Here is a 25,761-nt window from a genome sequence, read left to right as displayed (position 1 = left end):
CTCAAAAATTTTGGTCTATCAGAATTCACTAGATGATATTATAGGATATGTGCATTCTTTTGAACTCTTCAAGAAACCCAAGACAATCAAATCGATAATGATTCCGGTAGAGTTTGTTCCCGAAACAATTTTCATCAAAGACGTAATGAATCTTCTAACCAAGAAAAGAAAAAGTGTAGCCATTGTTTTAGACGAATACGGAGGCACTTCTGGAATGGTCACTATCGAAGATATTGTTGAAGAATTGTTCGGAGAAATTGAAGATGAGCACGATTCAGATGAAGAATTAATTGATCAGGAATTGGGAAATAGAAGCTACTTGTTTTCCACCCGATTGCATGTTGAAGACCTCAATGAAAAGTATAAAATCAATATTCCCGAAAGCGATTCTTATACTACACTGGGCGGATTTATTGTAGATTTTACCAAAGAAATACCCCAGAAAGGTGAAAATATACAGATTGAAAACTTTCATTTTGTTGTCGAGGAAGCGACCAATAAAAAAATCGAATTGGTCAAAATGACCATCAAAGATTAGTTTCAAAAAAAAAATCATTTTTTATTGCAAATTATAACCTTACAACTATAATTATTAAATAGATAATTGTATTTTCGCAAACTAAATTTTAAAATTAACAAACATAGAAAATGGCAGTTTTACAAAAAATTAGACAACGCTCGCTTCTTTTAATACTTGTTATAGGCTTTTGTTTATTGGCATTTGTAGTAGGCGATCTTGTACAAGGTGGTGGATTTAATAGAACCCCAAGTGATGTTGGAAGTGTGAACGGAAACGAAATTTCTTTCGACGATTTTAGAGTTAAAGTTGATAATGTTGAAAAAAGCGGACAAGGATTAACTTCTGCTCAAGCCGTAAACAGAGTTTGGGAGCAAGAAGTAACCGTTTCTTTATTGAATACTGAATTCGAAAAATTAGGATTAAGAGTTGGTGAAGACCACATCATCGAAGTGCTAAAACAAAGCCAGGATATTGGTCAAAACCCAAGTTTCTTGAACGAAGCTGGAGTTTTTGATATTGCAAAATTCAAAGAATACTTCAGAACAAATCCTGAGCAAGCTCAAATGATCAATGCAAGAAAAAGAGACGCAGAATTGAATGCTAAATTTCAAATCTACAGCTCGCTTGTAAAATCAGGAGTTTATACAACCAATGCAGAAGCTAAATTGAAATATGAAATGGAAGCAAACAAAGTCAACTTTGACTTTGTTTCTGTTGCCTACTCCACAATCAAAGACAGTGAAGTTAAAATTTCTGATGCTGAAATTGTTGATTTCATGAAGAAAAACGAAAAGAAATACAAAGCGGAGGAAACCCGTGATATCGAATTCGTAGTGATCGAGGATAAAGCTTCTACAGAAGACCAAGATGAAGTAAAGAAAGAACTTACTCAAACACTTTCTGGAAAAGTAGTTTACAATAAAGAAACACAAAAGAACGATACGTTGCCAGGTTTCAGATCTGCTTCAAACATAGCCGATTTTGTAAACTCTAATTCTGATATCCCTTACGATTCTTCATTTGTAGCAAAAAGTAGCTTGCCAGCAGAATTTGCTGAGCAATTATACAACCTTCCACAAGGTGAAGTTTTCGGACCATACCTATACAACGGATACTATGCTGTTAGTAAATCTTTAGGAAGACAAGCAGGTATCAATGCTAAAGCAAGTCACATTCTTTTGGCCTACAAAGGCGCGATGAGAGCTAATCCTTCTGTAACAAGAACTAAGGAAGAAGCACAAGCAAAAGCAAACGAATTGTTGGCACAAGTACAAGCTAATCCATCTTCATTCATGATGTTGGCAATGACAAATTCTGATGATTCTTCAAAACAACAAGGTGGAGATTTAGGATTTTTCTCTAAAGGACAAATGACGCCTAAATTCAACGATTTCGTATTTGGTAACCCAATCGGAAAAATTGGTTTGGTAGAAACGGAATTTGGTTTCCACATCATCAATGTTACAGATAAGCAAGACGGAATCCGTTTGGCTACTATCGCAAGAAAAATCGACGCTTCAGAATCTACTACTGATAAAGTATATACGAAAGCAGTGAAATTCGAAATGGAAGCAGCTGATAAAGATTTTGCGGCTGTTGCCAAAGAAAACGGTGTTACAGTAACGCCTTCTGTAAAAGTACAAGCAATGGACGAAAGCTTTGGTCCTATCCAAAACCAAAGACAAATCGTGAAATGGGCTTTCGAAAAGAAAACAAACGTAGGCGATGTAAAACGTTACGAAGTGCCAAATGTTGGTCACGTTATTGTAAAGCTTAAGAAAGTAAACGAAGAAGGTTTAATGGCGATCGACCAAGCAAGACTTTCTATCGAACCAAAATTGAAAAACAAGAAAAAAGCAGAATTGATCAAAGCGAAAATGAAAGGTAGTTCTTTAGCAGATATCGCTAAAGCTTCAGGAAGCACTGTTCAAAATGCGGCAGACCTTACGGTTGAAAATGCAGTTCTACCAGGAGCTGGATTCGAACAAAAAGTGGTAGGAACAGCTTTCTCATTGGCGGCAAACAAAGTTTCTGCTCCAATCGAAGGTAATTCTGGAGTTTACGTAATACAAACAAAAAGCGTAACGAAAGCACCAGCAATCACAGACTATAAACCGTATGTAGCTAAATTAAGCGGACAAAGCGCTTCAGCTCCAGGAAGAGTAATCGGTGCTTTGAAAGCTGATGCAGAAATCGAAGACAACAGACAGTTATTTTATTAAGAAGTTAATATATTAGTTCAATAAAAAATCCCGGTTCGTCCGGGATTTTTTTATGACATTAAGCAAGCATTCAAATATTTTTAGCAAAAGATACATTGTCCTTAACGCAAGATGTATTTTTCCTAACGCAACTTACATTGTTCCTTGTACAACTTAGATTGTTGCTTGCGCAACTTACATTGTCGTCAACGCAACTTACATTGTCCCTTGCGCAACTTAGATTGTTGCTTGCGCAACTTACATTGTTGTCAACGCAACTTATATTGTCCCTTGCGCAACTTACATTGTTGCTAACGGACCTACAGAAAAATCGAAATGGACTACAAAAAAAATCCCGAAAGCACAATGAAATCGGGAGTTAAGTACAATTCTGATTTTTTATTTAGTCCACCAAGCACATTTCTCTAAACGGAATGATTGTCTTGAATCCTTTTTCTTCAAAATAACGCGTTGGATCGCTTTCAGAGACAACCAACACAAAATCTCCTCCCCAAGCCCCAAGACTTTTAACGGTTCCTTCAAAATCATGGAAAAAGCGTTCCTTTACCGTTTCCATTTCCAGAACTTCGCTAATGATGGCTTCGTGTTTTTCTAGTTGTCTTGCAAAAGTCATTAAGTCTTTCGCATGGATCGCCTTTTCAGTTATCGCGTCGATAGCCATAACAACTTTCGAAACATTGTTTTGTTTAGCATAATAGGAGGCAATCGCCGCTTTACTGCTTTGTTTTTTATTCAGATAAACAAAGTATAGATTGTGCCCAAATGATGGATTAAAGTCGATCTTTTCCACCCGAGGTTGTCCAGCTTCTCTCCAAAACAATAAAGGTGTATCGTTTTGCGCACATGCAATATCATAACCACTGCCACCAAAGCTATTATCCAATAGCTGGAAAGCATCGATTTGGGCCCACTGCGCAATATTGTTTATTAAAGTAGAAGAGGTGCCTAATCCCCAAAACCTAGGGAAAGTGAGTTCAGTTGTTATGATATAGCCTTCAGAAGCTTCTATAAAATCTGGATTAAGAAGATAGGCCTCGTGAAGAATCTTAATAAGTGTCGTTTTTACAGTTTCAATTTCAGAAGTAGCTTTTTCAGTTTTGATTTCATCAAATGCAATCACGTCTTCAAACCAAACCGATTTGTCGCTGTCATAACTTTTCCAGACAATTCGTTTTCCTTCTCCCTTTTCGACAATAAGACTTTGTCCAAATCGAGTAGGCAGAGCAAAAGCCTTTGCACCATCTAGAACCACATATTCGCCGGTAATAAAAAGTTTTCCGTTACTGTAATAAGTTTGTTTCAATGGATTAGGATTTTACTTTTCTCAGGTTTTCAATATAATCTACAACAGCCGAATGCGAAACAGCATTGTTTTCAAAATGATTCACAATCATCACACGTTCTTCATCACTTGCTTCAAATTGATTGATGATGTTTCCAAGGTGCATTTTCATGTGTCCTTCTTGTATTCCAGTAGTGGTAAGCGAACGTAACGCGGCAAAATTTTGTGCCAATCCCACCACTGCAACAATTTGCATCAGTTCTTTTGCTGAAGGATTTTCGAGCATCTGCAAGGCAAATTTCACCAATGGATGCAAAGAAGTCAATCCGCCTACTGTTCCTAAAGCCAATGGGATTTCCATCCAAAAAGTGAAAATTCCATCTTCTATTTTGGCATGCGAAAGACTCGAGTATTTTCCAGATTTAGAGGCATAAGCGTGTATTCCAGCCTCAACGGCACGAAAATCATTTCCTGTCGCCAATACAACAGCATCAATACCGTTCATGATTCCTTTATTGTGAGTAACTGCCCTGTAAGGTTCCACTTCGGCAATTTGCACAGCTCTCACAAATTTTTCGGCAAACTCTTGAGCATTGACTTTCTTTCCATCAGAAAGTTCTTCAACTTTACAAGAAACTTCTGCCCGAACAATACAATTCGGAACATAGTTTGAAAGTATGCTCATCACAACCTGAGGATTTTTTTCTTCTTCTGTAAACGCATCATTTTCTTGAGCCAATCTTTTCAAAGTCTTGGCAAATTGCTCCAAACAAGAGTTGATGAAATTCGCTCCCATCGAATCTTTCGTTTCAAAAGTAGCATGAAGCTGATAATAATCAGGAAGCAAATCGGTTTTGTCGTTCAGGACGATATCCAGAATTCCACCACCACGTTTTTGCATGTTCTTGGTGATGCTTTCTGTTTCTTCAAAAAATAATTTCTTATTTTCATTGAAGAATTTTTCTAATTTGGAAGAGGTTCCTTTAAAGATAAAATGAACCTGCCCAATCTTTTCTGTATTCAAGACAGTGGCTTTGAAACCACCACGTTCCGACCAAAATTTCGCCGCTTTTGCAGCTGCAGCCACAACAGAGCTTTCTTCAATTGCCATTGGAACGGTATAAAACTTATCGTTTATAAGAAAGTTAGGCGCTATTCCTAAGGGTAGATAAAAATTGGTAATGGTGTTTTCTATAAAATCATCATGGAGTTTTTGAAGCTTTTCGTCATTATTCCAGTAATTTTTAAGAAGTGAAATTGCCTCTGTCGGTTCAGAAAAATAACGATTTGCAATCCACTCTATTTTTCCTTCCTTGGATAGTTTTGAAAACCCCGAAACAGCTTTGTCCATTATAATACATCAATTGAAATTCTTGGCAAAGATAAGATTTTGATTGTTCTTTATGGAACATTTTGACGAAAGGGTTTCTTCCCTTTATAAATGCTAAAAAAAAAGCTGTAATTCTAAAATTACAGCTTTTTAAATTATTTTCTGATATCAATCAGGTTAGATTCGGCTTTTTGTCTTTTCAGTTGCAACTCTTTAATTTTAGTTTGTTGCTTACTCAATTTGATTTCCATTTTTTTCAAGTCTTCCGCCGAAGCTTTTCCTCTAGATTGGGCCTTTTCAAATTTCTTCGTGTTTTTTTCAAAAGATTTTTGTTCGCTTTCTAGCCTCTTTTTACTTTTGTTAAAATCTTTTTCTGCACTTGCAATTTTACTTTGGCGCTTTTCGAATTTCTTCTGCTCTTTCGCAAATTTCTTCTGCTCTTTTTGTAGTTTCTTGGCGTCTTTTTCAGCCTGCTTTTTCAGCACTTCATTTTCTTTTTGATTTTTCAGTGCAATAGCCTTCATTTCTTCCGATTGCAGTACTTGCTCTTGCGTAACCTTTGGAGCTTGTAACAATGTTCTTGATGAATCAACAGCTGTTGTTGGAACTTCCTGAGCGAAGATGCCCATAGATCCTAATAATAATGCAAATAGTAAATTCTTTTTCATAGTTTTTAATTTTGAATGTATTTAACAAGAATCGTGCCTAAAAGAGTTTATCCTAACAAAAGCAATTTTGTATGATAGGCTTCAAAGTAAGAATATTGTTGCGTAATTACCACTCATTTACCTTATTGGCATCCATTTTCACAAAAATGAATATCAAAATAGTAAACGCAAAAAGTCCAGAACCACCATAAGAAAACATGGGTAACGGAACCCCAACAGTTGGAAAAAGACCCAAAACCATTGCGATGTTGATAAAGAAGTGAATGAATAGGATTGAGGCAACACAATAACCATAAACCCTGCTGAATTTTGTTTTCTGCCTTTCGGCCAAATAGATTATCCTTAAAACCAATCCGAGGAACAAGGCAATAACAACAGTTGATCCGGCAAAGCCCCATTCTTCTCCTACGGTTGTAAAAATATAATCCGTATGTTGTTCAGGAACAAACCCTCCTTTGGTTTGAGTACCTTCCAAGAATCCCTTACCTGTCAATCCGCCAGATCCTATGGCAATTTTCGATTGATTGATGTTGTATCCAATACCTTTCATATCGACTTGTTTTCCTAACAATACATTAAAACGGTCGCGATGATGCTGTTGGAAGACATTATCAAACACATAACTTACCGAAAAAGTAAATATCGAAATAAGGACGAAAATGATGGCACTGAAAACTATATTTCTGTTTACAAGTCGTGTTCTGAGATAGATCAGTGCAATCACAATTGCAGCAATCAGCATGATGTAAACGGGTTCCAAAAGCAAACTCATCACGAATAAAATAATAGCGATGAAGCCTGTCCAAAGGTACCAAGCAGGTAAGCCTTCTCTGTACAGAACAAAGGTGAGCGACATGAAAATCAAGGCACTTCCAGGGTCGTTTGGAATAATTAATAAAATCGGTAAAAAGATTATTCCAAGCCCAATGGCCTGCTTCCTGACATCATTCAGATTTATTTGTACATCGCCTAAGTATTTTGCCAATGCCAAACCAGTTGCGGCTTTTGCAAATTCAGCAGGTTGCAAACTGAAAGACCCGAACGAATACCAGTTGGTCTGACCTTTAATTTCTTTACCAAAGACAAACAAACCGGCTACTCCAAGAAGTGCTGCCGCATAAATGATACTGGAGAATTTTTCATAGAATTTAGCATCAACAGAAAGGACAACGAAAATCAAAGGAATCGTAACGATGATAAACAGCAATTGCTTGCCATATTCATAGTTCATGTCAAAAAAGGAAGTTGCTTCAACAGGTGAGGAGGAAGAATAGATATTCAGCCAGCCCAGTATAACCAAAACACTGTATATGGTAACGATAACCCAGTCGATATTGCTTCTAACGCTTTGATTTTTCATACAATTATCTTCCGTTTATACCAAAAGGTTGACCGCTAATGTATTTAGCATATTCTTTTTGGAGGTCGTTGTCGTAGATTTTTTTCTCCAAATCTTTTCGTGTGATTACACCTTTTAGATATTTTTCTATCATCAAACTGGCAATTGGTCCGGCATTTCGGGCACCATAATACCCGTGTTCAACTAAAACCGCAATAGCAATTTTTGGATTGTCCTTTGGAGCAAAAGCTACGAAGATTGAGTGGTCGGTCAATTGCGTACGAACACCGTTTATTTTCGCAAAGTTTTCAGCCGTTCCCGTTTTTCCACAAATTTCAATACCTTCAATTTTAAGAGCACTTGCCGTACCACCATTGTAAACTCCATGCAATCCTTCTATAACTGGCTTGAAATATTTTTTATCAATTGTAGTAACGTGTTTGGTCTTGTATTTTTTATCGATTTGATGATCCTTGATTTTTTTAATGATGTGAGGTGTATAATAATATCCTTCATTTGAAACTGCCGCCATCATATTAGCCAATTGGATTGGTGTCATCAAAATCTCACCCTGTCCGATTGCATTTGAAACGATAGCCGTACTTCTCCAGCCACCATTTGGATAGATCCTTTTATAGGTTTTTGATGTAGGAATCAAGCCTCTTTTTCCAACAGGCAAATCATAGCCCATAAATTCTCCCAAACCAAAACTTCGCGCATGTCTGCTCCAAACGTCAACTCCATCTGCCGGACGTACATATTTATTGATGGTTTTCATGTACACATTACCAAAATAGGCGTTACATGATTGGGTAATACCGTTGTACAATTGGTGTGGGCCAGAACCATGACATCTCATGAACCGTCCTCTTGCATAACTAAAACCGTGGTTGCACATAAAGGTTGTTTGCTCATCAATAACTTGTTCCTGCAATCCAATAAGCCCTGTAATGATTTTTGAAGGAGATCCTGGAGGATAAACAGCCAATAATCCCCTGTCAAATAAAGGCTTGGAAATTGAATCGTTAAATAACTTTGTATAATTTTTAGAACGCTCTCTCCCTACCAAAATAGCTGGATCATAAGAAGGTGCTGTAACTAATGCTAGGATTTCTCCTGTACTTGGTTCAATGGCAACAATACCACCTCTTTTATTCTTCATCAATTCTTCGCCATATTCTTGTAAGGCAATGTCAATAGTCAAGGTCATGTCTTCTCCTTGAATGGCGATAGTATCAAATTTTCCATCCTTGTAAGAACCAATATCCTTATTGAATTTATCGCGCTGGCGGTATTTTACACCTTTTACGCCCCTTAAAATTTCTTCGTATTCTTGTTCAACACCTTGTTTTCCTAATAAGTCACCTGGTTTGTAATAAGGATTTTTCTCGATTATTTTTTCACTTGCTTGCGTGATGAATCCAAAAATATTGGATCCTGCAGTGGTTTGATAATCCCTCAGCGAACGCTTTACAATATCAAATCCTTGAAATTTTCTTTGCTTTTCTTGAAAGGCGGCGTATTCTTTTTTATTCAATTGAGGTAGGAAAACAGAAGGAAGCCTTGGGCTATAAGTTATAGCCTTTTCCAAAATTCTATCAAAATCGCCCTTTGTGATGTTTAATAATTTACAAAGTTCTAAAGTATCGATGCCTTTTACATCTCTTGGTGTTACCATAATGTCATAGGAAGGCTGATTGGCTACAATCAATTTTCCATGACGGTCATAAATATATCCTCTTTCGGGATATTCATAGATAATCTTAATGGCATTATTGTCTGACTTTAGCTTTAGCGTTTCGTCAATAACTTGCAAATAGAAAAGCCTTATCAGAATCAGGATGGCTGATATGATAATGATTGTTGGAAGTAAAACCTTTCTCATCTTTTGCTAGGCTTGAAAATGTAGATTATTGTAATGCAGATTATTATCGTAAAGATAGTGCTAAATAAAGTTCTTAGAAGGATATCCCAGAAGAAACTGATTCGGAATGCTTCTAATAAAAATAAAATAAAATGATGCGTGACTACCGAAATCAAAATGAATGAAAAACGTTCAGGTGTCAAGCGGTCGTTGATTTTTACGGTTTGGTATTCATAACTTACACCAAAAGAAAACTTAAAGAAAGTTGGCCTTAAAGCCGCCAATGCAATTGCAGCAGTCGTGTGAACGCCACCCGAATTGCTGAACATATCCATTATAATTCCTAAAAAGAAACTCGCCAAAAGCAAACCGTATTTATTTCCGTTTACAGGAAACAAAAGAATGAATAAGATGTACGGATACGGATTCAGGTAACCAAAAAAATCAATTTGATTAAAGATGGCAACCTGTGCAAAAAGCAACAGTACGAAACGGGCGATATTGATCAATAAGGCACTATTCATCTTCTTTCTTGGTTTCGGTTTCTAATTTGATGATCTCTTCGCGTTCTTTATTTTTAATGATGTAAACGTGACCCAGATTGGTCATGTCATTGAATAATTTCACATCAATCGTATAATAATTGGTCTTGTTGTCGGTATAAATTTTATGAACCGTACCAATTCCTATATTCTCTGGGAAAATTACCGATTGAGCTCCGGTTACGATCGTGTCGCCTTTCCTAACCGATGCGGCAAGCCTAGGTACATCAATCAACTGGGCAAATCCTGTACTTTTTCCGTTCCAAATCAAGGAGCCAAAATGGTTTGATTTCTTAAACTTCGCATTGATTTGCGATTTTACGTTCAAGACGCTCAAAACCGTTGCATATTTTGGTGATGTCTTTTCGATGATACCAACAATCCCCAAATCATTTACCACACCCATATCCGTTTTCAAGCCTTGGTTTGCTCCGGCATCGATCGTAAGATAATTTTCAGGAGAATTGTACGAGTTTTTGATGACTTTCGCCACCACAACTTCTGTCTTTTTTACTCCTTTGATGGAATCAAAATCAGAGGGTTGTATGGAATCAATCCTGTTGAAAAGCAATTGCTTCAATCGTGCATTTTCTTTAGCCAAATCATCATTATGCGTCCTGAGATTGAAATACTCGTTTATGGAATTCAATTGTGCATAAACACCACCCGTCAAGAAATTGGCAGACGAAATCACCTTGCTTTTATGAAAGGAATGGGACTGAATCGTAAGGGATAACGAAATACCCAAAAGCAGTAAAAACAGCAATCGATAGCTGTTTTTAAATATAAAATTAAATATTTGCTGCATTTCTTTTTACGGTATTCAGTGTTTGGTTGATTGCTCTAAAATTAGAGAATCATAATATTGTTTTTATAATTCCAGATTCCAAAAAGTGATATTCCGGAATCTGGAATTCATTTTTTGAATGCTATTTAATCAAGATGCTTCTAAACTTCACAATGTTTTTCAAAGCCATTCCGGTTCCGCGAACAACGGCTCTCAACGGATCTTCGGCTATGTAAACAGGCAAGTCTGTTTTTTGAGAAATCCTTTTGTCCAAACCTCTCAACATCGATCCTCCACCTGCAAGGTAGATTCCCGTGTTGTAGATATCGGCGGCCAATTCTGGTGGAGTCTGTGATAATGTTTCCATTACCGCATCTTCAATCCTTTGAATCGATTTGTCCAAAGCTTTTGCAATCTCTCTGTAGGAAACTTCTACTTGTTTTGGTTTTCCAGTAAGCAAATCACGCCCTTGAACTGACATATCATCTGGTGGTGTTTCAAGATCTTCGATCGCGGCACCAATTTCAATTTTGATTTTCTCAGCCGTACTTTCTCCTACGAATAAGTTGTGCTGTGTTCTCATATAATAAACGATATCGTTTGTAAAAACGTCACCGGCAATTTTAACCGATTTGTCGCAAACAATTCCGCCCAAGGCGATAACGGCAATTTCCGTTGTTCCACCACCAATGTCCACAATCATGTTTCCTTTTGGTTGCATGATATCAACACCAATACCAATTGCTGCTGCCATTGGTTCGTGAATCAAATAAACTTCCTTACCGTTTACTCTTTCACAAGATTCCTTAACCGCACGCATCTCTACTTCTGTAATTCCAGACGGAATACAGACCACCATTCTCAAGGCAGGAGTAAACAGCTTTTTCTTCAAAGCCGGAATACTCTTGATGAACATGCTGATCATTTTTTCAGAAGCATCAAAGTCGGCAATTACACCGTCTTTCAATGGCCTTATGGTTTTTATGTTTTCATGGGTTTTACCTTGCATCAAGTTCGCTTCCTTACCAACGGCAATGATTTTGCCCGATATCCTGTCGCGAGCTACTATAGATGGACTATCAATTACAACCTTGTCGTTGTGAATGATTAGTGTGTTTGCGGTACCAAGGTCAATCGCTATATCCTCGGTCATGAAATCAAAAAATCCCATACTTTTGTTAAGGGTTTAAATTATTATAAAATCAACGTGCAAAGTTAAACAAATTAATGTTTGAAATGACGTGTTCCTGTAAATACCATTGCAACTTTATTTTCGTTGCAAAAATCAATACTCAATTGATCTTTAATTGAACCGCCTGGCTGAATTACCGCTGTGATTCCTGCATTGTGGGCCAATTCCACACAATCTGGAAACGGAAAAAATGCATCGCTCGCCATCACCGCTCCTTTAAGGCTAAAACCAAAAGTTTCTGCTTTTTCAACAGCTTGTTTCAGGGCATCCACTCTAGATGTTTGTCCAGTACCAGAAGCAATCAAAGTTTTGTTTTTTGCGAAGACAATCGTGTTCGATTTAGTATTCTTGCACACTTTCGATGCAAAAATCAAGTCTTCTATCTCTTGTTCAGAAGGTGTAGTGTTTGTAACGGTCTTTAAATGCTCTTTATTGTCCGTAATATTATTTTTACCTTGAACCAAAATACCATTCAAGCAAGTTCTCACTTGGCGGTTTGGCAATTCCACATCATTCTGAACCAAGATGATCCTGTTTTTCTTTTCTTCTAAAATTGCAATCGCTTTCTCGTCATAGCTTGGAGCAATCACCACTTCACAGAAAAGCTTGTTGATTTCTTCAGCAGTCGCCTCATCAATATTTCCATTCGCAATCAAAACACCACCAAAGGCAGAAGTAGGATCGCCAGCCAAAGCCGTCAAATAAGCATCTTTCATCGTATTTCTTGTCGCCAAACCACAAGCGTTGTTGTGTTTCAAGATCGCAAAAGTTGGGTCTTCGTTCTTGAATTCCAAAATCAAATTCACGGCAGCGTCAACGTCAAGCAAGTTGTTATACGACAATTCCTTTCCGTGCAATTTCGTAAACATCGCATCAAAATCGCCAAAGAAGAAACCTTTCTGGTGCGGATTCTCTCCATAACGCAACACCTGTCCGTCGCCGATACTTTGCTTGAAAATTGTATCGTCCGTATTGAAATAATTAAAAATCGCAGTATCATAGTGAGAAGAAACATGGAACGCCTTTGTAGCAAACAATTTTCTATTCTCCAAAGTAGTAGCGCCATTTTGCTCCGTAATCAAATCCAGCAAAGAGCTGTATTGATCCACCGAAGCCACAATAACCGTATCCTTGAAATTCTTCGCGGCAGCACGAATCAACGAAATCCCACCGATATCAATCTTCTCGATGATATCCGCCTCGCTCGCTCCAGAAGCCACCGTTTTTTCAAAAGGATATAAATCCACAATTACTAAATCAATCTGCGGAATGTTGTATTCCTCCATCTGTTGCACATCGCCTTCATGGTCCTGACGGTTCAAGATACCACCAAAAATTTTCGGGTGCAACGTCTTCACTCTCCCCCCTAAAATGGAAGGATACGAAGTTACATCCTCCACAGGAACCACAGGAATACCAAGATTCTTGATAAAATCCTCCGTCCCTCCGGTCGAATAAAAAGTAACATTCTGTTCGTGTAGTTTTCTAACAATTGGCTCCAATCCCTCCTTCGAAAAGACCGAAATCAATGCAGATTTAATAGTTTTAGTTGTGCTCATTGTGTTGTTGTTTTTAAAGGTGCAAAAGTAGTGCAACTCCATTTAACATTCAAACGAATAACACAATAGTTTTGAGTAATTTTTTGATTTTTTTTGAAGCGAAGCGGTAGGGCTTTTAGGAAACCATATTCCTGCTGGAGCCACTCGCTTTGCCCTGCCTTGGCAGGCAGTTCAAGAGCTCAAACAATGGCACCATCAGGGCTAGGAAGGAAATGAATTGAACTTTGGAACCTTATTCAAAAAACCTTATTCGACTTTTATCCCATTGTATAGAATCAGAATCATAAAACACATTACTTTCCTTAAATTTCAAGACAACATCTTCTTCTTGAGTTGTTCGTCTGATTAGATAGATGGGAACTTGATTGTCTCTTAAGAAATGCATGATATTGAAAAATCCCTCACTTTTTAGAGTGTCTAATTGGCAAGCAACAATTAAATGCTCCCATTTTTCTCTAGGGTTTTTTACAGTGTTTTCTTTTAAGAAATCTCCAACAGCGGTAGAGGGGATTTTAACCAAATCTTTCGGTTGCAAATTAATAAATTCAGGCAAAGGATTTTCTTCTACAATACAGCCCAAAACACCATAATAAGTTCTCTGATAGAAATACAACTCGCCTTCCTTGTCGATAATAACATTAGAGGAGCCATAAAATCCAGTAGGTGGAGGCGGAATGTTTCCTTCCTCAAGTCTTTTTTTAAATTCTCGTTCCTCCTTCGAAATAATATAAGGAACATTCGCCACTTCTTCCTTCTTCTCACAATTCAAAAGAAAAAAAGAAATGAATACAATAAGGAGATAGGATTTTTTCATAATACTTTCAATAAAGCCATTTTTAGTTTTTCTAAATCAATCAGAGTTTACCAATATACAATCTCATTAACCGTTTTTTCAAACAGTTTCCCATTCAAGAAAGTTTCCCTAACAAGTATATTGCCCTTGCTGTCGTATTCGTTTTTAGATACAGTCAACGATACAATATTTTTTTCTTTATCATAACTTGTGCTTTTAGTAAGATTCCCTTTTGCATCATATTCTCGTATATACAAATCAGAACTGCTTTCGGTTTCTCCTGTATGAACAGTTTCACTTCTAATTAAAAACCCTTTTTCGTCATAATGCAATTTTAAATGCCTGTGATCATTAGGCTTGTTTTCTTTAAAATTCCTAATTGTAACAATCCTGTTTATATAATCAATTGAATACTTGTCAACAGAATTAAGGTGAGGAGCATTCGGATGCAAATAAGTTTCCTCCACAATATTGTTTTCCGAATCATAAACAGACATTTTCAAAAAGCCCAGCTTGTCATTCTGAAATTGACGGTATTCAATAACATTCTTCTTTCGGTCATATACATATTCCGATCGGTCAGTCCGGTCTTTGGTTGTAGAGTGCGTGCTTTTCAATGAAGCATTTCCATACCTATAAACCGTTTCGTAGTTAAAATTTAGGGTGTGCTCTGTCTGTTTTAGTGCACGATTCTTTCTGTCAAAGTCAATAGACCTAGTAGTAACCCATAAAATAGAGTCGCGTTGTTCCACGTCATATTGATAGGTTTTAATAATCATCTTTTTGATTTTCCCCACCAATTCCTGAGTATAATCCGATTCAATCCCACTAAACTTGGTTTTGGAAGAACAGGAAAACAAAAACAAAACAAATAATAAATAGATAGCCTTCATATGTTGCATATAATTTAAGGAGAAGTTTAGCCTTGTTGTCTCTACAAGTAAAACAAATATAAAGATAAATCTCAAAAAGCAACTTCCATAGCAACAACCCTTTCAAAAGAGTGAGAAAGAAGCCATAAAGTTAAGGAGAAACCAAAAAGAGGTCGAGAGAAACCAAAAAAGTGCGAGAGAAATACAATGGAGGTCGAGAGAAACCAAAAAAGTGAGGGAGAAACCCAAAAGAGTGAGGGAGAAGCCAAAAAAGTGAGGGAGAAATCCAAAAGAGTGAGGGAGAAACCCAAAAGAGTAAGGGAGAAGCTAAAAAAGTGAGGGAGAAACACAAAAGAGTAAGGGAGATGCCAACCCAAGTAAGGGAAAAATTCAAATAATAGGAATTCCAAAACCTACAACCTACAACTTACAACCTACAACCCACCCCCTTCCCAAAAAATCACAAAAAATACCAAATTCTCATCAACCTATTTTTTATATTTGCCAAAACTAAACATATCGCAACAGAATGAAAGATTTACTGCATAAATTCGAAAATAAAGAACCAGAAATAGTATTCAATTGGAAAGACGCCGAAACCGAAGCAGAAGGCTGGACAGTCATCAACTCCCTTAGAGGTGGTGCGGCAGGTGGAGGAACCCGAATGAGAAAAGGCTTGGACATGAACGAAGTGCTTTCGCTTGCCAAAACAATGGAAGTTAAGTTTTCTGTTTCAGGGCCAGCCATCGGAGGTGCAAAATCAGGAATCAACTTCGATCCGAACGATCCTCGTAAGAAAGGCGTGTTGCAACGTTGGTACAAAGCCGTTTCCCCATTATTGAAAAGCTATTACGGTACGGGTGGCGATTTGAATGTAGATGAAATCCACGAAGTAATCCCAATGACAGAAGAATGCGGAGTTTGGCATCCACAAGAAGGTGTTTTCAACGGACATTTCAAACCAACTGAAGCCGACAAAATCAACCGCATCGGACAGTTGCGTCAAGGTGTAGTGAAAGTAATCGAAAATCCATCGTTCTCTCCAGACGTTGCCAAGAAATACACCGTTGCCGATATGATCACAGGATATGGCGTGGCCCAAGCCGTTCGTCATTATTACGACATATACGGAGGTTCTGTAAAAGGCAAAAAAGCAATCGTTCAAGGTTTCGGAAACGTAGGTTCTGCCGCCGCTTTCTACCTTGCCGATATGGGTGCGAAAGTAGTCGGAATCATCGACCGTGATGGTGGACTAATCAAACAAGAAGGTTTTTCTTTCGAAGAAATCAGAACCCTTTTCTTAAACAAAGACGGAAACAAATTGGTAGCCGAAAACATGATTCCTTTCGAAGAAATCAACGCTAAAATCTGGACCATCGGTGCCGAAATCTTCACACCTTGCGCTGCTTCAAGACTGGTAACACAAGACCAGGTAGACAGCATGGTTGCTTCAGGACTGGAAGTGATTTCTTGCGGTGCAAACGTTCCATTCGCCGACAAGGCCATCTTCTTCGGGCCAATCATGGAAAACGTAGACAGCAAGGTAAGTCTTATCCCAGACTTTATCTCAAACTGTGGAATGGCACGCGTTTTTGCCTATTTCATGGAGAAAAAAGTACAAATGACTGATGAATCCATCTTCAACGATACTTCGGAGATCATCAAGAACGCCATCGTAAAGGCACACGCCATCAGCAATTCAAAAACCAACATCAGTGCAACCGCTTTCGAAATTGCACTAAAACAATTAGTATAATTAGGAGCTCCACTTCGAGCATTCTTTAAATTATAATCCCGCTGGTAACAAGTAGTTTTCGGGCTGAACCCCAGCCCAAAAAGCTACTTGAAACCATCGGGGCTATTTTTTTATCATAAGGCATTTTTTAATCTTTCTCTCTCCTGGCTTGTGTAAAAAATCCTGCATTTTAGAACACAATCCTAAATAATGGAACATAATTTGCATCAAACCCACCAAAACAATTTATTTTCATTATTTTCGTTATCAAAATACCCGTAGGGCATTAATTCCAAACCAATATGAATACCGCAATCACAGAAGAACAAAAGAAATCATTGGCCATAACGGCGGCAATTTTTGTATTGCTGTTCCTCATGCTGATTTTTATAAAGTTTGCTTCCGAAGTGCGTATCCAGGAATTGGCCGGCGGTGGAGGTGGTGGGGTAACCGTAAATTTTGGGGACAGTGATGTAGGTTCTGGTGCCGATTACAGAAGCGAAGTCCTCAATGTAAGCGAAGCTTCAAAGCAAACCCCGACGCAATCAGCTCCAGACGAAGAAATACTTTCCCAGGATTCAGATGATGCAGTTTCGGTTGCCGAAACCAAGAAGCCTGTCAAGACCGAAGACAAGAAACCGACTGTAAAAGAAACTCCTGTTGTAAAAAAGCCTTCCAAATCTGTTGATGATGCCTTGTCCAATATGTTCAATTCTTCCAATAAAGGAGGAGATGGCGATGATGATGCGGCTGGAAACAAAGGGAAAGCAAATGGCGACAAGAACTCAAGCAGTTACTATGGCGACGGAGGAAGCGGTGGCGGTACCGGAGGTGGCAACGGAACAGGAAATGGCCCTGGCAATGGTTCAGGTAACGGACCAGGTTCTGGTGGCGGAAGCGGTGGTGGATATTCATTAGGAAACAGAAAAGCATTGGCCAAGCCTGACCCAAAATACGTTTGCAACGAAACTGGAAAAGTAGTGGTTGAGGTAACCGTTGACAGGACCGGAAAAACAATCGGTGTGGTTGCAGGTGTAAAAGGGACAACCAATACTAAAAAATGTCTATTAGATCAAGCCAAGATTGCCGCAATGAATACAAGATGGCAAGCCGACGATGATGCCCCTGAAAAGCAAGTAGGGAAAATCATCTATACCTTCAGCCTAAACTAATTTTTTAGTTTCCTATAATTTCTCAAAAACAAATGACCTATCAAGAAACCTTGAACTGGATGTTCAGTCAGTTGCCCATGTACCAGCAACAAGGTGCTTCGGCTTATAAAAAGGATCTGACCAATACCATTTTGCTGGCCAAACACCTTAATAATCCCGAACGAACAATAAAAACAATTCACGTTGCAGGAACCAACGGAAAAGGTTCAACATCGCACATGTTGGCATCTATCTTGCAAAAAGCAGGTTACAAAGTCGGACTCTATACCTCTCCCCATTTAAAAGACTTTCGCGAACGAATCAAAATCAACGGAGCGCCCATTTCAGAAGCATTTGTCTGTGAGTTTATAGCCGAAAATAAATCTTTTTTTGAAGAAAACCAATTGAGTTTCTTCGAAATGACGGTGGGCCTAGCCTTCGATTATTTCAATAAACAAGATATTGATATTGCCATTATAGAAGTCGGAATGGGAGGAAGGTTGGATTCTACCAATATCATTACGCCATTGGTTTCGGTAATCACCAACATTGGCCTTGATCATACCCAGTTTTTAGGAAATACATTGGAAGCAATCGCTTTTGAAAAAGCGGGGATCATTAAATCAAATGTTCCTGTCGTAATCGGAGAATACACAAACGAAACCAAAGGAGTTTTTTCGGCGAAAGCCAAAGAAACAAATTCTGAAATTTATTTTGCTTCCGATTTAATACAGGAAACCTATCTGTCCGCTTTGATTGGCGATTATCAAAAACATAATAAGAAGACCGTTTTGCAAACCATAAAAGTTTTGCAGACACAAAAAGAGTTTACCGTTTCCGAAGAAAACATTAAAAAAGGATTTCTAGAAGTAATTGAAACGACAGGAATTCAAGGGAGATGGCAACAAATCCATTCGGATCCGAAAGTAATTTGCGATACGGCACATAACAAACATGGATTGGAAATTGTATTAAATCAGGTTCAAAAGGAAGAATTTGACGAATTGCACTTCGTTTTAGGAGTCGTAAACGACAAGGATTTGGAAGAAGTACTGCCTTTGTTTCCTAAAAATGCCCATTACTACTTTTCAAGACCAAATATTCCACGCGGATTAGAAGCAGATGTTTTACAGGCAAAAGCACAAGAGTTTGGTTTGGTTGGAAAAGTATATCATTCAATTCCAGAGGCTTATCAGCAAGCTTTGCTGTCGGCCTCAAAAACCGATTTTATCTATGTTGGCGGAAGTACCTTTGTGGTGGCAGAAATTTTGTAATTTTTTAAAGTTTTGTTTGCAAATCAATAAAAGAGGCTTATATTTGCACACGCAATAACGGAAACGAAGTTGCTAAAATAGGGCGATTAGCTCAGCTGGTTCAGAGCACCTCGTTTACACCGAGGGGGTCGGGGGTTCGAACCCCTCATCGCCCACCATAATTTAGAAACTCTTCAGGAAACTGAGGAGTTTTTTGTTTTGAATTAATGGAGTATTTTGATTAAATATTTTTTAGCCAAATATGGACGGTAACTTTTGAATTTCGGAGAAGGTTCAATATATCTTAATATTTTTTTACCATAGTATATTTTTATCATAAGTTGTAGTTAAAAAAAAAATGAAAATATATTGGTTTAAATGGAATCATCGTAAATTGTTTACATTAAACTAAATTTAAAAATTCATGAAAAAAATTACTTTCTTATTGGCCATTTTCACTACAGCTTTAAATGCGCAAAATTTCCCAAGTCCTTATTGTGCCATTACAGATGCAGATGAGGTAACCGTTGAAGAAATCACAACAGTGAGTTTCGAAAATAATGATGTGATCAATAATACTAATGCTGATGATCCGCTGGTTGATTTTACTTCAACTCTCGTTACTGTAACTCCAGGCCAGACCTACTCCCTTAAAGTTTATGGAAACACTTATGGAGAATTTGATACTAGTATCTTAGCATTTATAGATTGGAACAATAATGGCGTTTTAGATGATGATGGAGAAATCTATGAGATGGGAACGCTGTCGAATTCAGATGGGAATGACGATATCTTTGTTGAGTTAGATCTTTCCGTACCAGCAAATACCAGTAACGGTACAAAACGCATTCGTATTACAAAAATATATGGAGATGAGGAATCACCTGCAATTATAAACCCTTGTGCCATTTCAATGGATGCATTTGGATTGGGTGATTTTCCAGGATTTGGTCAAGCTTTAGACTTTAGTCTAAACGTTAGTAACCTAAGTAGTCCTGCTTTTGATGCGAAATCGTTATCCATTCATCCTGTACCAGCAAAAAATACTCTGACGGTTTCCTATAAATCTGAAATTGGTAGTATGCAAATTTACAATCAATTGGGTCAAGAAATGTATGCAGGTCAAGATTTAGGTTCCGAAGTAAACGTAGATGTTACTAATTTTGCTTCTGGCGTATATATCGTAAAACTATTTAGTGATCAAGAAGCGAAGACTTTTAAAATCATCAAAGAGTAAGTTGCTAAACCAAAATTGAAATTCAACAAAAAACTCTTCAGGAAACTGAGGAGTTTTTTGTTTTGGGATATAATGGAATTTTTGTTTATAATTGTGCACAATCAAAAATAGCAAAGGCTTTACAGCGAAGGTTGCCGATTTGCAGCTTAGATGGCGAAGCGGTTTAAGGCATCTGTATTTTTCATCGGGAAGGTGGGGTTCGAACCCTTCATCGTCCACAAAACTTCAACAGAAATGTTGGAGTTTTTTTTTGTTTTGTGCTGAAATTATGAAATTTTCTATCACAGGGAAAATTATACAATACCTGTCCACCTTTGTCCATTTCTTCACGCTAGTTATTGCCCCATCTTTGCAGTATCAAATTTTATAAACATTTAAAAATCAAAAAAATGAAATCAATTATTGCAACAACCGTTTTAGTTATGAGTTTAGTATTTAGTCAAACTAGTATTGCTCAAGGGAAAAGAGTGCCAGCTTCATTGGGAAGAGCTGAGTATATTGAAGTTGAAAAAGGTGTGAAATTACACGTAACCGATATTGGAGAAGGAAAACCTATTGTTCTAATTCATGGCTGGCCATTGAGTGATGCGATGTATGAGTATCAATATCAATATCTTGCAAGCAAAGGGTTCCGTGTCATCGGTATCACGTTGAGAGGTTTTGGTCAATCAGATAGACCTTATGGTAGATATGATTTTGATGTATTCTCCGATGATATCAAAGTGGTGCTTGAAAAATTAAAGATTGAAGATGCCACATTGGGAGGCTTTTCGATGGGCGGTGCAGTTGTAATCCACTATATTACCAAATACAATGCGGCCCATGTAAGCAAGTTGGCTCTGTTTGGAGCTGCTGCACCTTCATGGATACAACGAGACGGCTTTCCGTACGGACTTACCAAAGATGCTGTAGAGGGTGTTATCCAAGCAACTCTGACAGGTCGACAGGATTTAATCGCAAGTTTTGGAGCATTGTTCCCAGCGAAAGAAGGTAACATCTCTAAAAATGTAGAAAAGTGGTTGGAAAACATCAACCTTCAAGCTTGGCCTTATGCAGTTACCCAATCAATTACGGCACTCAGCAATGTTGATTTACGTCCTGAATTGGCAAAAATCAAAATTCCAGTAGCCATTTTTCATGGAACTCAAGATAAATTATGTGATTTTACATTTGCAGAAGAGCTTCACAAAGGAATCAAGGATTCTTACATTGTAAAATTTGAAAATAGTGGACACGCATTGTTTGTAGAAGAAGCTTCGAAATTCAACAGCGAACTTGAAAAATTTGCAAGAAAATAAATGTATCAGTGAAAAATAGCAGAACAAATAATTGTTCTGCTATTTTTTTAGAATAGAAATTCTTGCTCGTTTAGTTGTAATTAAATGTGTAATTTTAGCTTTAATTTTTTATAAATGATATTGGAACAAGTATTTAGAAGCGATTTAAAAACCCTCGGACTCATACCTCTTAACGAGAAAAGTTTGCCTGCTATAAATAGCGAAACGTATAGCCAATACATAAAAGTACTATTGCTTACGCCAGGTTTTGAACTGCAAGTAGATCTTACACATCACAAAGTAAAACAGCCTTCTTTGTTTTTTGTAAGTCCAAATCAACATCTAGAAATAAAAATGTCAGGACCTGAAGAAGGCTATTTTGTTTTTTACAACCGTGATTTCTACTGTATCCAAATTCATGATGAAGAAGTGGCCTGTGATGGATTGCTGTTTAATAATATCCACAACATGCCGATGGTAATACTTCAATCAGACGAAATCCCTTTCTTCACTTCCATTTTTGGTCAAATGGCACATGAATTTGGTTTAGAGGATACCTCTCGGGAAGAAATGATTCGAACATACTTGAAGCAGGTATTCATTAAGTCGGCACGCCTTTGGAAAAAACAAAATCTGAATACCACGCTGGTCCAGCAGAACAATGATCTGGAGTTTTTTAGGAAATTTACAATGCTGATAGAAGAGCATTACAAACAAAAACACAACGTTTCCGATTATGCAGAACTTCTGTATATGGCTCCAAAAACAATTACTCATCGGTTCAAGCGCCTCAACCTGCCACAGCCAAATGATGTAATCAAAAATAGAATTATATTAGAAGCCAAACGGTTACTTGCTCATACAAAGTTAACTTCAAAAGAAATTGCTTATATGTTAGGATATGAAGATCCGGCTTATTTCAGTAGGCTTTTTGTTCAAAAGACTGGCGAAACGCCAACAAGTTTCAGGACAAAATTTCTTTCTGAAAATTGATTTGGAAGCAAAACCTTTCATCATTTTTATTTTTTATTAGTTGCAATCACAAACTTGAGATTGTTCTTTACCCCAATCTGGAGCAGGTCAACAAGATCCTGTACTTGCAGGTTATAAGGAATTCTTACAATAACAGTCTGGTCTTTTGTGTCGCCCATCTTCGTCAGTAGTGCCGTTTCAAGTTCTTCGAAATTCACCTGTTGTTTGTCCACAAAATATTGTTTGTCTTCAGAAACCGACAAGCTGATGTGTTGCTTGTTTGTCTTTTCATTTTGTTCCGATTTTGGAAGCGTCATCTTGATGACATTTGGATTCGCCAATGTTGAAATGATAAGGAAAAACAACAAAAGGAAAAACATAATGTCACTCAGGGACGAAGTGGCCACTTCCGCATGGAATCTTCTATTTCGTTTTATCGCCATGAGGTCTTTGGATTATGTTTACGAATTCTAATATTTGTTTTTGAATATTCAACGAGAAACCATCAATCATTCCGTTGAAAAGGTGGTAGGCGGCATAGGCAATGATACCTACAACGAGACCCGCACCACTACTGATCATTTTTTCATACAAACCACCAGAAATATTTCCGATACTGATGTTTTCCGTAACCGAGATACTGTAGAAAATCTTGATTACCCCAGAAATTGTTCCAACGAAACCAAGTGTTGGTGCAATACCGGCAATAAGACCCAAGTGACCCATGCGTTTTTCCATTTCGCCAATTTCAATATTTGCAGCCCTTTCCATATTGGCTTCAATTTCAGAAATTGGACGACCGATAGTTAGAATTCCTTCTTTCAAAACATTCCCTTCAGCTGAAGATGATCTTTCAGACAGTGAAACTGCCGCGTCCATATTTCCAGCATTAAGCTGCATTCTAACATCTTTTATCAACAAGACATCATGCTTTACTGCTTTTTTGATGGACAGATAACGTTCAAAAATCAAATAAATGGTATAAAAAAGCAGGATGATAATCGGAATAAGAAATGCTCCACCCTTCATTAAGAAACTGAACAAGGTCATTTCTTGGTTGGTGGCAACTCCTTCAATGATAGTGTCTGTAGTGGCTTTTGCAATAGTATCTGCTTGCAATAAAATCGTTGAAAATGTCATAAATAATGCGCGGTGTTAATTTTAAATCTGTTCTTTTTAAATAGGAATTTTTTCAAATGTACACAAAAATAACCTTTTTTTATGCAGCTTAAAATTATAACGAAAGTTTTTAAAATATAGTGCCCTCTACCACGGGATGTAGAAAAAGTAGACAAAATAAAAAACTCCATTATTTCTAATGGAGTTTTGCAAACAGATTAAATTAAATAAACCACTATATAAACATATCCTAAACTGTTTTCAAGATTATAAGACAAAGTAGGTGTTTTTTACCGGAGCGATAACATGCTCATTGGTAAGCGCCTGAAGTTTTTCCTCCTCAAATTCATCTCTGTATTCGTTCACCATCTGCATCAGGTTTTTCTCGATATTGTTTGAAATCGTTGTCACCGGCGTATCGGTTGGTCGGCTTTCAAAAGGGTCTTGCAAATGGATTGCCATTTTTTCAATCAGGAAGAACGCAACACCAATTGTAGTCACCAGTGGAATTTGCAACCATCCAACCAAATCGTTCAATCCGAAAGGAAGCAAGATCAAGAAAAGACACAGCGTAAAACGGATGTACATGCTATACGTTGTAGGGAAAACCGTATTCTTTATACGCTCACATTTTCCCATTCCATCACACAATCGTGTAAGGGTATTGTCAATTTCAACCTGCTGATAAACGTTCAAAAGACCGTTCTGGCTGGCAGTTCTTAAATCTTTTGAGTGCAATAAAAGTAGTGCATTCGGAACGTGTTTGTGTTTCTTGACAAAGCGCAATTCATCAGCGGTTAGCAAATCTTTTATCGGCTTGATCGGGTCTTTTCCTCTAAGCGATTGCCCTAGGCTGTAACACCAGGCCGCCTGTCTTTTTGCGAATTTTTCCTTGAATTCATTTGCCTCTACAGAAAAGTCGGGATCTTTATAAAAGGTAATCACCTGTCTAACAACGGTTCGGGAATCATTTACGATTGCTCCCCAGATAATACGTGCTTCCCACCATCGGTCATAGGCCTGATTGGACTTGAAAGCCAGCAACAAGGAGATAATCGTACCAATAATGGTAGGAATTGCAATGGGAATGTTCAAGGCATTCGCTTCAAAATAGGAGTGGGCTACTTCAAATGCAATCACATAGAGTAAAACCAGTACCAGTTCGTATTTTATTTTTCCCAAGACATATTTCATTGGGATTTTCTTATTCAATAGCATATAGTGTAATTTTAAGGTGAATACTATTGGACGAAAACTAAGTTTTAGACCAACTCTTCATAAACCGAAAGCACAGGGAGTCCAAGCACTTCATTGATGGTGGTATCCTTTTTCTTCTTGAACGATACCTTTTCGGGTTTTCTTGTTTCAATCAACAGGCTGATTTGATTCTTGGAAATCGCATCTGCCAACATCGCTGTCATGTCTTCTGCAACCTGACTTTCTTGAATTTTTGCCTGACTCACAATTGTGCAGTCAAATTCATTCTGAATCAATTGCTGTAAATCTTCTGCCTGATATTTTGATTTTGTTTTTTCCAAATACAGAGCTTTCGACAAATCTTTTTCATCGCAATTTTCTGTCAGATGCAATATTGGCGATTTGCAATTGCATAAAAGTTGCAGGCATTGAATCTGTATTTTTTTAGTACACGCTTTATAAGATGGAGTGAGAATCGTAAGGCCGATCTTGTGGAATTCAATCAGGTTTTTAATCAATGGTGAAGAAACGCCGTATTGAGTATGGATTTTTAAAGTGCAGTTGGTGCCCGCCTCATTAATGATTGTTCTAATGTCGTTGAGAACTTTCTTTTGAGAAGAGGTCATTTCGCTTTTTACGCTTCGTAAGAAAAAAGCAGCCGAATCCGTATCGGGAACATCAGCCACAAGCATAAGCATGATGGTAGTTGGCTCATCTTTTGATTGTTTTAATGCCGTTTTTACAGCATTGATAGTATCGGCTTCTAGAATGGTAGGGATCAGTAAATTTTTCATATGTATAGCTTTTTATTTATACATACAAATTAACTGTTGCTACTTTAGAGCAACCT

23 protein-coding genes and 1 tRNA gene are annotated in these 25,761 nt (G+C 37.6%); 9 read left to right on the top strand and 15 right to left on the bottom strand.

The genetic code is table 11. From position 1 onward, the window contains the following. Both ACI6PS_RS13505 and ACI6PS_RS13500 read left to right on the top strand, forming a co-directional pair. Positions 1 to 538, top strand: a 538-nt coding sequence (locus ACI6PS_RS13505) for a transporter associated domain-containing protein (RefSeq protein ID WP_421013096.1), incomplete at its 5' end; no start/stop codon positions are given. A 110-nt stretch (positions 539 to 648) separates the two neighbouring features. Further along, positions 649 to 2,742, top strand: a complete 2,094-nt coding sequence (locus ACI6PS_RS13500) for a peptidylprolyl isomerase (protein ID WP_421013095.1) — start codon at positions 649 to 651, stop codon at positions 2,740 to 2,742. Positions 2,743 to 3,124: 382 nt separating this feature from the next. Here ACI6PS_RS13500 and ACI6PS_RS13495 read toward each other — a convergent pair whose 3' ends face one another. The 11 genes from ACI6PS_RS13495 to ACI6PS_RS13445 all read right to left on the bottom strand — a co-directional run bounded on the left by ACI6PS_RS13495 (position 3,125) and on the right by ACI6PS_RS13445 (position 14,991). Continuing rightward, positions 3,125 to 4,045 (bottom strand): GYDIA family GHMP kinase, encoded by a 921-nt coding sequence (locus ACI6PS_RS13495; RefSeq protein ID WP_421013094.1) that lies wholly within the window; start codon positions 4,043 to 4,045, stop codon positions 3,125 to 3,127. A 4-nt stretch (positions 4,046 to 4,049) separates the two neighbouring features. Next, entirely contained in the window at positions 4,050 to 5,375 is a 1,326-nt protein-coding gene (locus tag ACI6PS_RS13490) for a hydroxymethylglutaryl-CoA reductase, degradative (RefSeq protein WP_421013093.1), read from the bottom strand. A gap of 134 nt (positions 5,376 to 5,509) precedes the next feature. Then, entirely contained in the window at positions 5,510 to 6,022 is a 513-nt protein-coding gene (locus ACI6PS_RS13485) for a hypothetical protein (protein WP_421013092.1), read from the bottom strand. 106 nt (positions 6,023 to 6,128) lie between these two features. Beyond that, the gene (rodA, locus tag ACI6PS_RS13480; RefSeq protein WP_421013091.1) at positions 6,129 to 7,382 is read right to left on the bottom strand and encodes a rod shape-determining protein RodA; all 1,254 of its coding nucleotides are present in this window, start codon (positions 7,380 to 7,382) and stop codon (positions 6,129 to 6,131) included. A gap of 4 nt (positions 7,383 to 7,386) precedes the next feature. Continuing rightward, positions 7,387 to 9,246: a penicillin-binding protein 2 gene (gene mrdA / locus ACI6PS_RS13475; RefSeq protein WP_421013090.1), complete on the bottom strand. Its 1,860-nt coding sequence runs from the start codon at positions 9,244 to 9,246 to the stop codon at positions 7,387 to 7,389. Continuing rightward, the gene (locus tag ACI6PS_RS13470) at positions 9,243 to 9,749 is read right to left on the bottom strand and encodes a rod shape-determining protein MreD (protein WP_421013089.1); all 507 of its coding nucleotides are present in this window, start codon (positions 9,747 to 9,749) and stop codon (positions 9,243 to 9,245) included. The genes mrdA and ACI6PS_RS13470 overlap by 4 nt, the downstream gene beginning before the upstream one ends. After that, positions 9,742 to 10,575 (bottom strand): rod shape-determining protein MreC, encoded by an 834-nt coding sequence (gene mreC / locus ACI6PS_RS13465; RefSeq protein WP_421013088.1) that lies wholly within the window; start codon positions 10,573 to 10,575, stop codon positions 9,742 to 9,744. Before mreC ends, ACI6PS_RS13470 begins: the two co-directional genes overlap by 8 nt. 121 nt (positions 10,576 to 10,696) lie before the next feature. Then, a complete protein-coding gene (locus ACI6PS_RS13460; protein ID WP_421013087.1) occupies positions 10,697 to 11,725 on the bottom strand; it encodes a rod shape-determining protein in 1,029 nt (342 codons plus the stop codon). Positions 11,726 to 11,778: 53 nt separating this feature from the next. Then, positions 11,779 to 13,305, bottom strand: a complete 1,527-nt coding sequence (gene purH, locus ACI6PS_RS13455; RefSeq protein WP_421013086.1) for a bifunctional phosphoribosylaminoimidazolecarboxamide formyltransferase/IMP cyclohydrolase — start codon at positions 13,303 to 13,305, stop codon at positions 11,779 to 11,781. A 232-nt stretch (positions 13,306 to 13,537) separates the two neighbouring features. Further along, the gene (locus tag ACI6PS_RS13450; protein WP_421013085.1) at positions 13,538 to 14,119 is read right to left on the bottom strand and encodes a hypothetical protein; all 582 of its coding nucleotides are present in this window, start codon (positions 14,117 to 14,119) and stop codon (positions 13,538 to 13,540) included. 47 nt (positions 14,120 to 14,166) lie between these two features. Then, positions 14,167 to 14,991: a hypothetical protein gene (locus ACI6PS_RS13445; RefSeq protein ID WP_421013084.1), complete on the bottom strand. Its 825-nt coding sequence runs from the start codon at positions 14,989 to 14,991 to the stop codon at positions 14,167 to 14,169. Between the two features lie 508 nt (positions 14,992 to 15,499). On the opposite strand from ACI6PS_RS13445, the gene ACI6PS_RS13440 reads away from it, so the two are divergent. From ACI6PS_RS13440 to ACI6PS_RS13410, 7 genes are all read left to right on the top strand, one after another. Beyond that, on the top strand, positions 15,500 to 16,726 hold the full coding sequence (locus ACI6PS_RS13440) for a Glu/Leu/Phe/Val dehydrogenase dimerization domain-containing protein (protein WP_421013083.1): 1,227 nt from the start codon (positions 15,500 to 15,502) through the stop codon (positions 16,724 to 16,726). 281 nt (positions 16,727 to 17,007) lie between these two features. Then, complete coding sequence (locus ACI6PS_RS13435) at positions 17,008 to 17,877, top strand: energy transducer TonB (protein ID WP_421013082.1); 870 nt, start codon at positions 17,008 to 17,010, stop codon at positions 17,875 to 17,877. Positions 17,878 to 17,909: 32 nt separating this feature from the next. Beyond that, positions 17,910 to 19,130 carry a bifunctional folylpolyglutamate synthase/dihydrofolate synthase gene (locus tag ACI6PS_RS13430; RefSeq protein WP_421013081.1) on the top strand — a complete coding sequence of 407 codons (1,221 nt, stop codon included), beginning with the start codon at positions 17,910 to 17,912 and terminating at the stop codon, positions 19,128 to 19,130. Positions 19,131 to 19,210: 80 nt separating this feature from the next. Further along, positions 19,211 to 19,288 (top strand) — tRNA-Val (locus tag ACI6PS_RS13425). Positions 19,289 to 19,554: 266 nt separating this feature from the next. Then, positions 19,555 to 20,346, top strand: a complete 792-nt coding sequence (locus ACI6PS_RS13420; protein ID WP_421013080.1) for a T9SS type A sorting domain-containing protein — start codon at positions 19,555 to 19,557, stop codon at positions 20,344 to 20,346. A 389-nt stretch (positions 20,347 to 20,735) separates the two neighbouring features. After that, positions 20,736 to 21,644, top strand: coding sequence for an alpha/beta fold hydrolase (locus tag ACI6PS_RS13415; RefSeq protein WP_421013079.1), 909 nt, complete (start codon positions 20,736 to 20,738; stop codon positions 21,642 to 21,644). Between the two features lie 114 nt (positions 21,645 to 21,758). Further along, positions 21,759 to 22,616 carry a helix-turn-helix domain-containing protein gene (locus tag ACI6PS_RS13410; protein WP_421013078.1) on the top strand — a complete coding sequence of 286 codons (858 nt, stop codon included), beginning with the start codon at positions 21,759 to 21,761 and terminating at the stop codon, positions 22,614 to 22,616. 26 nt (positions 22,617 to 22,642) lie between these two features. Here the strand turns inward: ACI6PS_RS13410 and ACI6PS_RS13405 are convergent, their stop codons facing one another. From ACI6PS_RS13405 to ACI6PS_RS13390, 4 genes are all read right to left on the bottom strand, one after another. Continuing rightward, the gene (locus ACI6PS_RS13405; protein ID WP_421013077.1) at positions 22,643 to 23,038 is read right to left on the bottom strand and encodes an ExbD/TolR family protein; all 396 of its coding nucleotides are present in this window, start codon (positions 23,036 to 23,038) and stop codon (positions 22,643 to 22,645) included. Further along, on the bottom strand, positions 23,019 to 23,735 hold the full coding sequence (locus ACI6PS_RS13400; RefSeq protein ID WP_421013076.1) for a MotA/TolQ/ExbB proton channel family protein: 717 nt from the start codon (positions 23,733 to 23,735) through the stop codon (positions 23,019 to 23,021). Before ACI6PS_RS13400 ends, ACI6PS_RS13405 begins: the two co-directional genes overlap by 20 nt. A gap of 246 nt (positions 23,736 to 23,981) precedes the next feature. Further along, positions 23,982 to 24,932, bottom strand: a complete 951-nt coding sequence (locus ACI6PS_RS13395; protein WP_421013075.1) for a bestrophin family protein — start codon at positions 24,930 to 24,932, stop codon at positions 23,982 to 23,984. Positions 24,933 to 24,976: 44 nt separating this feature from the next. After that, the gene (locus ACI6PS_RS13390) at positions 24,977 to 25,705 is read right to left on the bottom strand and encodes a hypothetical protein (protein ID WP_421013074.1); all 729 of its coding nucleotides are present in this window, start codon (positions 25,703 to 25,705) and stop codon (positions 24,977 to 24,979) included. Positions 25,706 to 25,761 lie beyond the last annotated feature (56 nt).

It is taken from the genome of Flavobacterium sp. PLA-1-15, assembly GCF_049060005.1.
GTDB lineage: Bacteria > Bacteroidota > Bacteroidia > Flavobacteriales > Flavobacteriaceae > Flavobacterium.
Note: the sequence above shows the minus strand (reverse complement) of the source record. Positions and strands in the feature narration are given on the sequence as shown.

Bases quoted from the DNA above. Each gene is read 5' to 3' on its own strand.
- ACI6PS_RS13435 (WP_421013082.1), top strand. From the start codon at position 17,008: ATGAATACCGCAATCACAGAAGAACAAAAGAAATCATTGGCCATAACG.
- ACI6PS_RS13395 (WP_421013075.1), bottom strand. From the start codon at position 24,932: ATGCTATTGAATAAGAAAATCCCAATGAAATATGTCTTGGGAAAAATA.
- ACI6PS_RS13500 (WP_421013095.1), top strand. From the start codon at position 649: ATGGCAGTTTTACAAAAAATTAGACAACGCTCGCTTCTTTTAATACTT.
- ACI6PS_RS13440 (WP_421013083.1), top strand. From the start codon at position 15,500: ATGAAAGATTTACTGCATAAATTCGAAAATAAAGAACCAGAAATAGTA.
- mrdA (WP_421013090.1), bottom strand. From the start codon at position 9,246: ATGAGAAAGGTTTTACTTCCAACAATCATTATCATATCAGCCATCCTG.
- purH (WP_421013086.1), bottom strand. From the start codon at position 13,305: ATGAGCACAACTAAAACTATTAAATCTGCATTGATTTCGGTCTTTTCG.
- ACI6PS_RS13400 (WP_421013076.1), bottom strand. From the start codon at position 23,735: ATGACATTTTCAACGATTTTATTGCAAGCAGATACTATTGCAAAAGCC.
- ACI6PS_RS13405 (WP_421013077.1), bottom strand. From the start codon at position 23,038: ATGGCGATAAAACGAAATAGAAGATTCCATGCGGAAGTGGCCACTTCG.
- rodA (WP_421013091.1), bottom strand. From the start codon at position 7,382: ATGAAAAATCAAAGCGTTAGAAGCAATATCGACTGGGTTATCGTTACC.
- ACI6PS_RS13490 (WP_421013093.1), bottom strand. From the start codon at position 5,375: ATGGACAAAGCTGTTTCGGGGTTTTCAAAACTATCCAAGGAAGGAAAA.
- ACI6PS_RS13390 (WP_421013074.1), bottom strand. From the start codon at position 25,705: ATGAAAAATTTACTGATCCCTACCATTCTAGAAGCCGATACTATCAAT.
- mreC (WP_421013088.1), bottom strand. From the start codon at position 10,575: ATGCAGCAAATATTTAATTTTATATTTAAAAACAGCTATCGATTGCTG.
- ACI6PS_RS13445 (WP_421013084.1), bottom strand. From the start codon at position 14,991: ATGAAGGCTATCTATTTATTATTTGTTTTGTTTTTGTTTTCCTGTTCT.
- ACI6PS_RS13485 (WP_421013092.1), bottom strand. From the start codon at position 6,022: ATGAAAAAGAATTTACTATTTGCATTATTATTAGGATCTATGGGCATC.
- ACI6PS_RS13430 (WP_421013081.1), top strand. From the start codon at position 17,910: ATGACCTATCAAGAAACCTTGAACTGGATGTTCAGTCAGTTGCCCATG.
- ACI6PS_RS13460 (WP_421013087.1), bottom strand. From the start codon at position 11,725: ATGGGATTTTTTGATTTCATGACCGAGGATATAGCGATTGACCTTGGT.
- ACI6PS_RS13415 (WP_421013079.1), top strand. From the start codon at position 20,736: ATGAAATCAATTATTGCAACAACCGTTTTAGTTATGAGTTTAGTATTT.
- ACI6PS_RS13450 (WP_421013085.1), bottom strand. From the start codon at position 14,119: ATGAAAAAATCCTATCTCCTTATTGTATTCATTTCTTTTTTTCTTTTG.
- ACI6PS_RS13470 (WP_421013089.1), bottom strand. From the start codon at position 9,749: ATGAATAGTGCCTTATTGATCAATATCGCCCGTTTCGTACTGTTGCTT.
- ACI6PS_RS13410 (WP_421013078.1), top strand. From the start codon at position 21,759: ATGATATTGGAACAAGTATTTAGAAGCGATTTAAAAACCCTCGGACTC.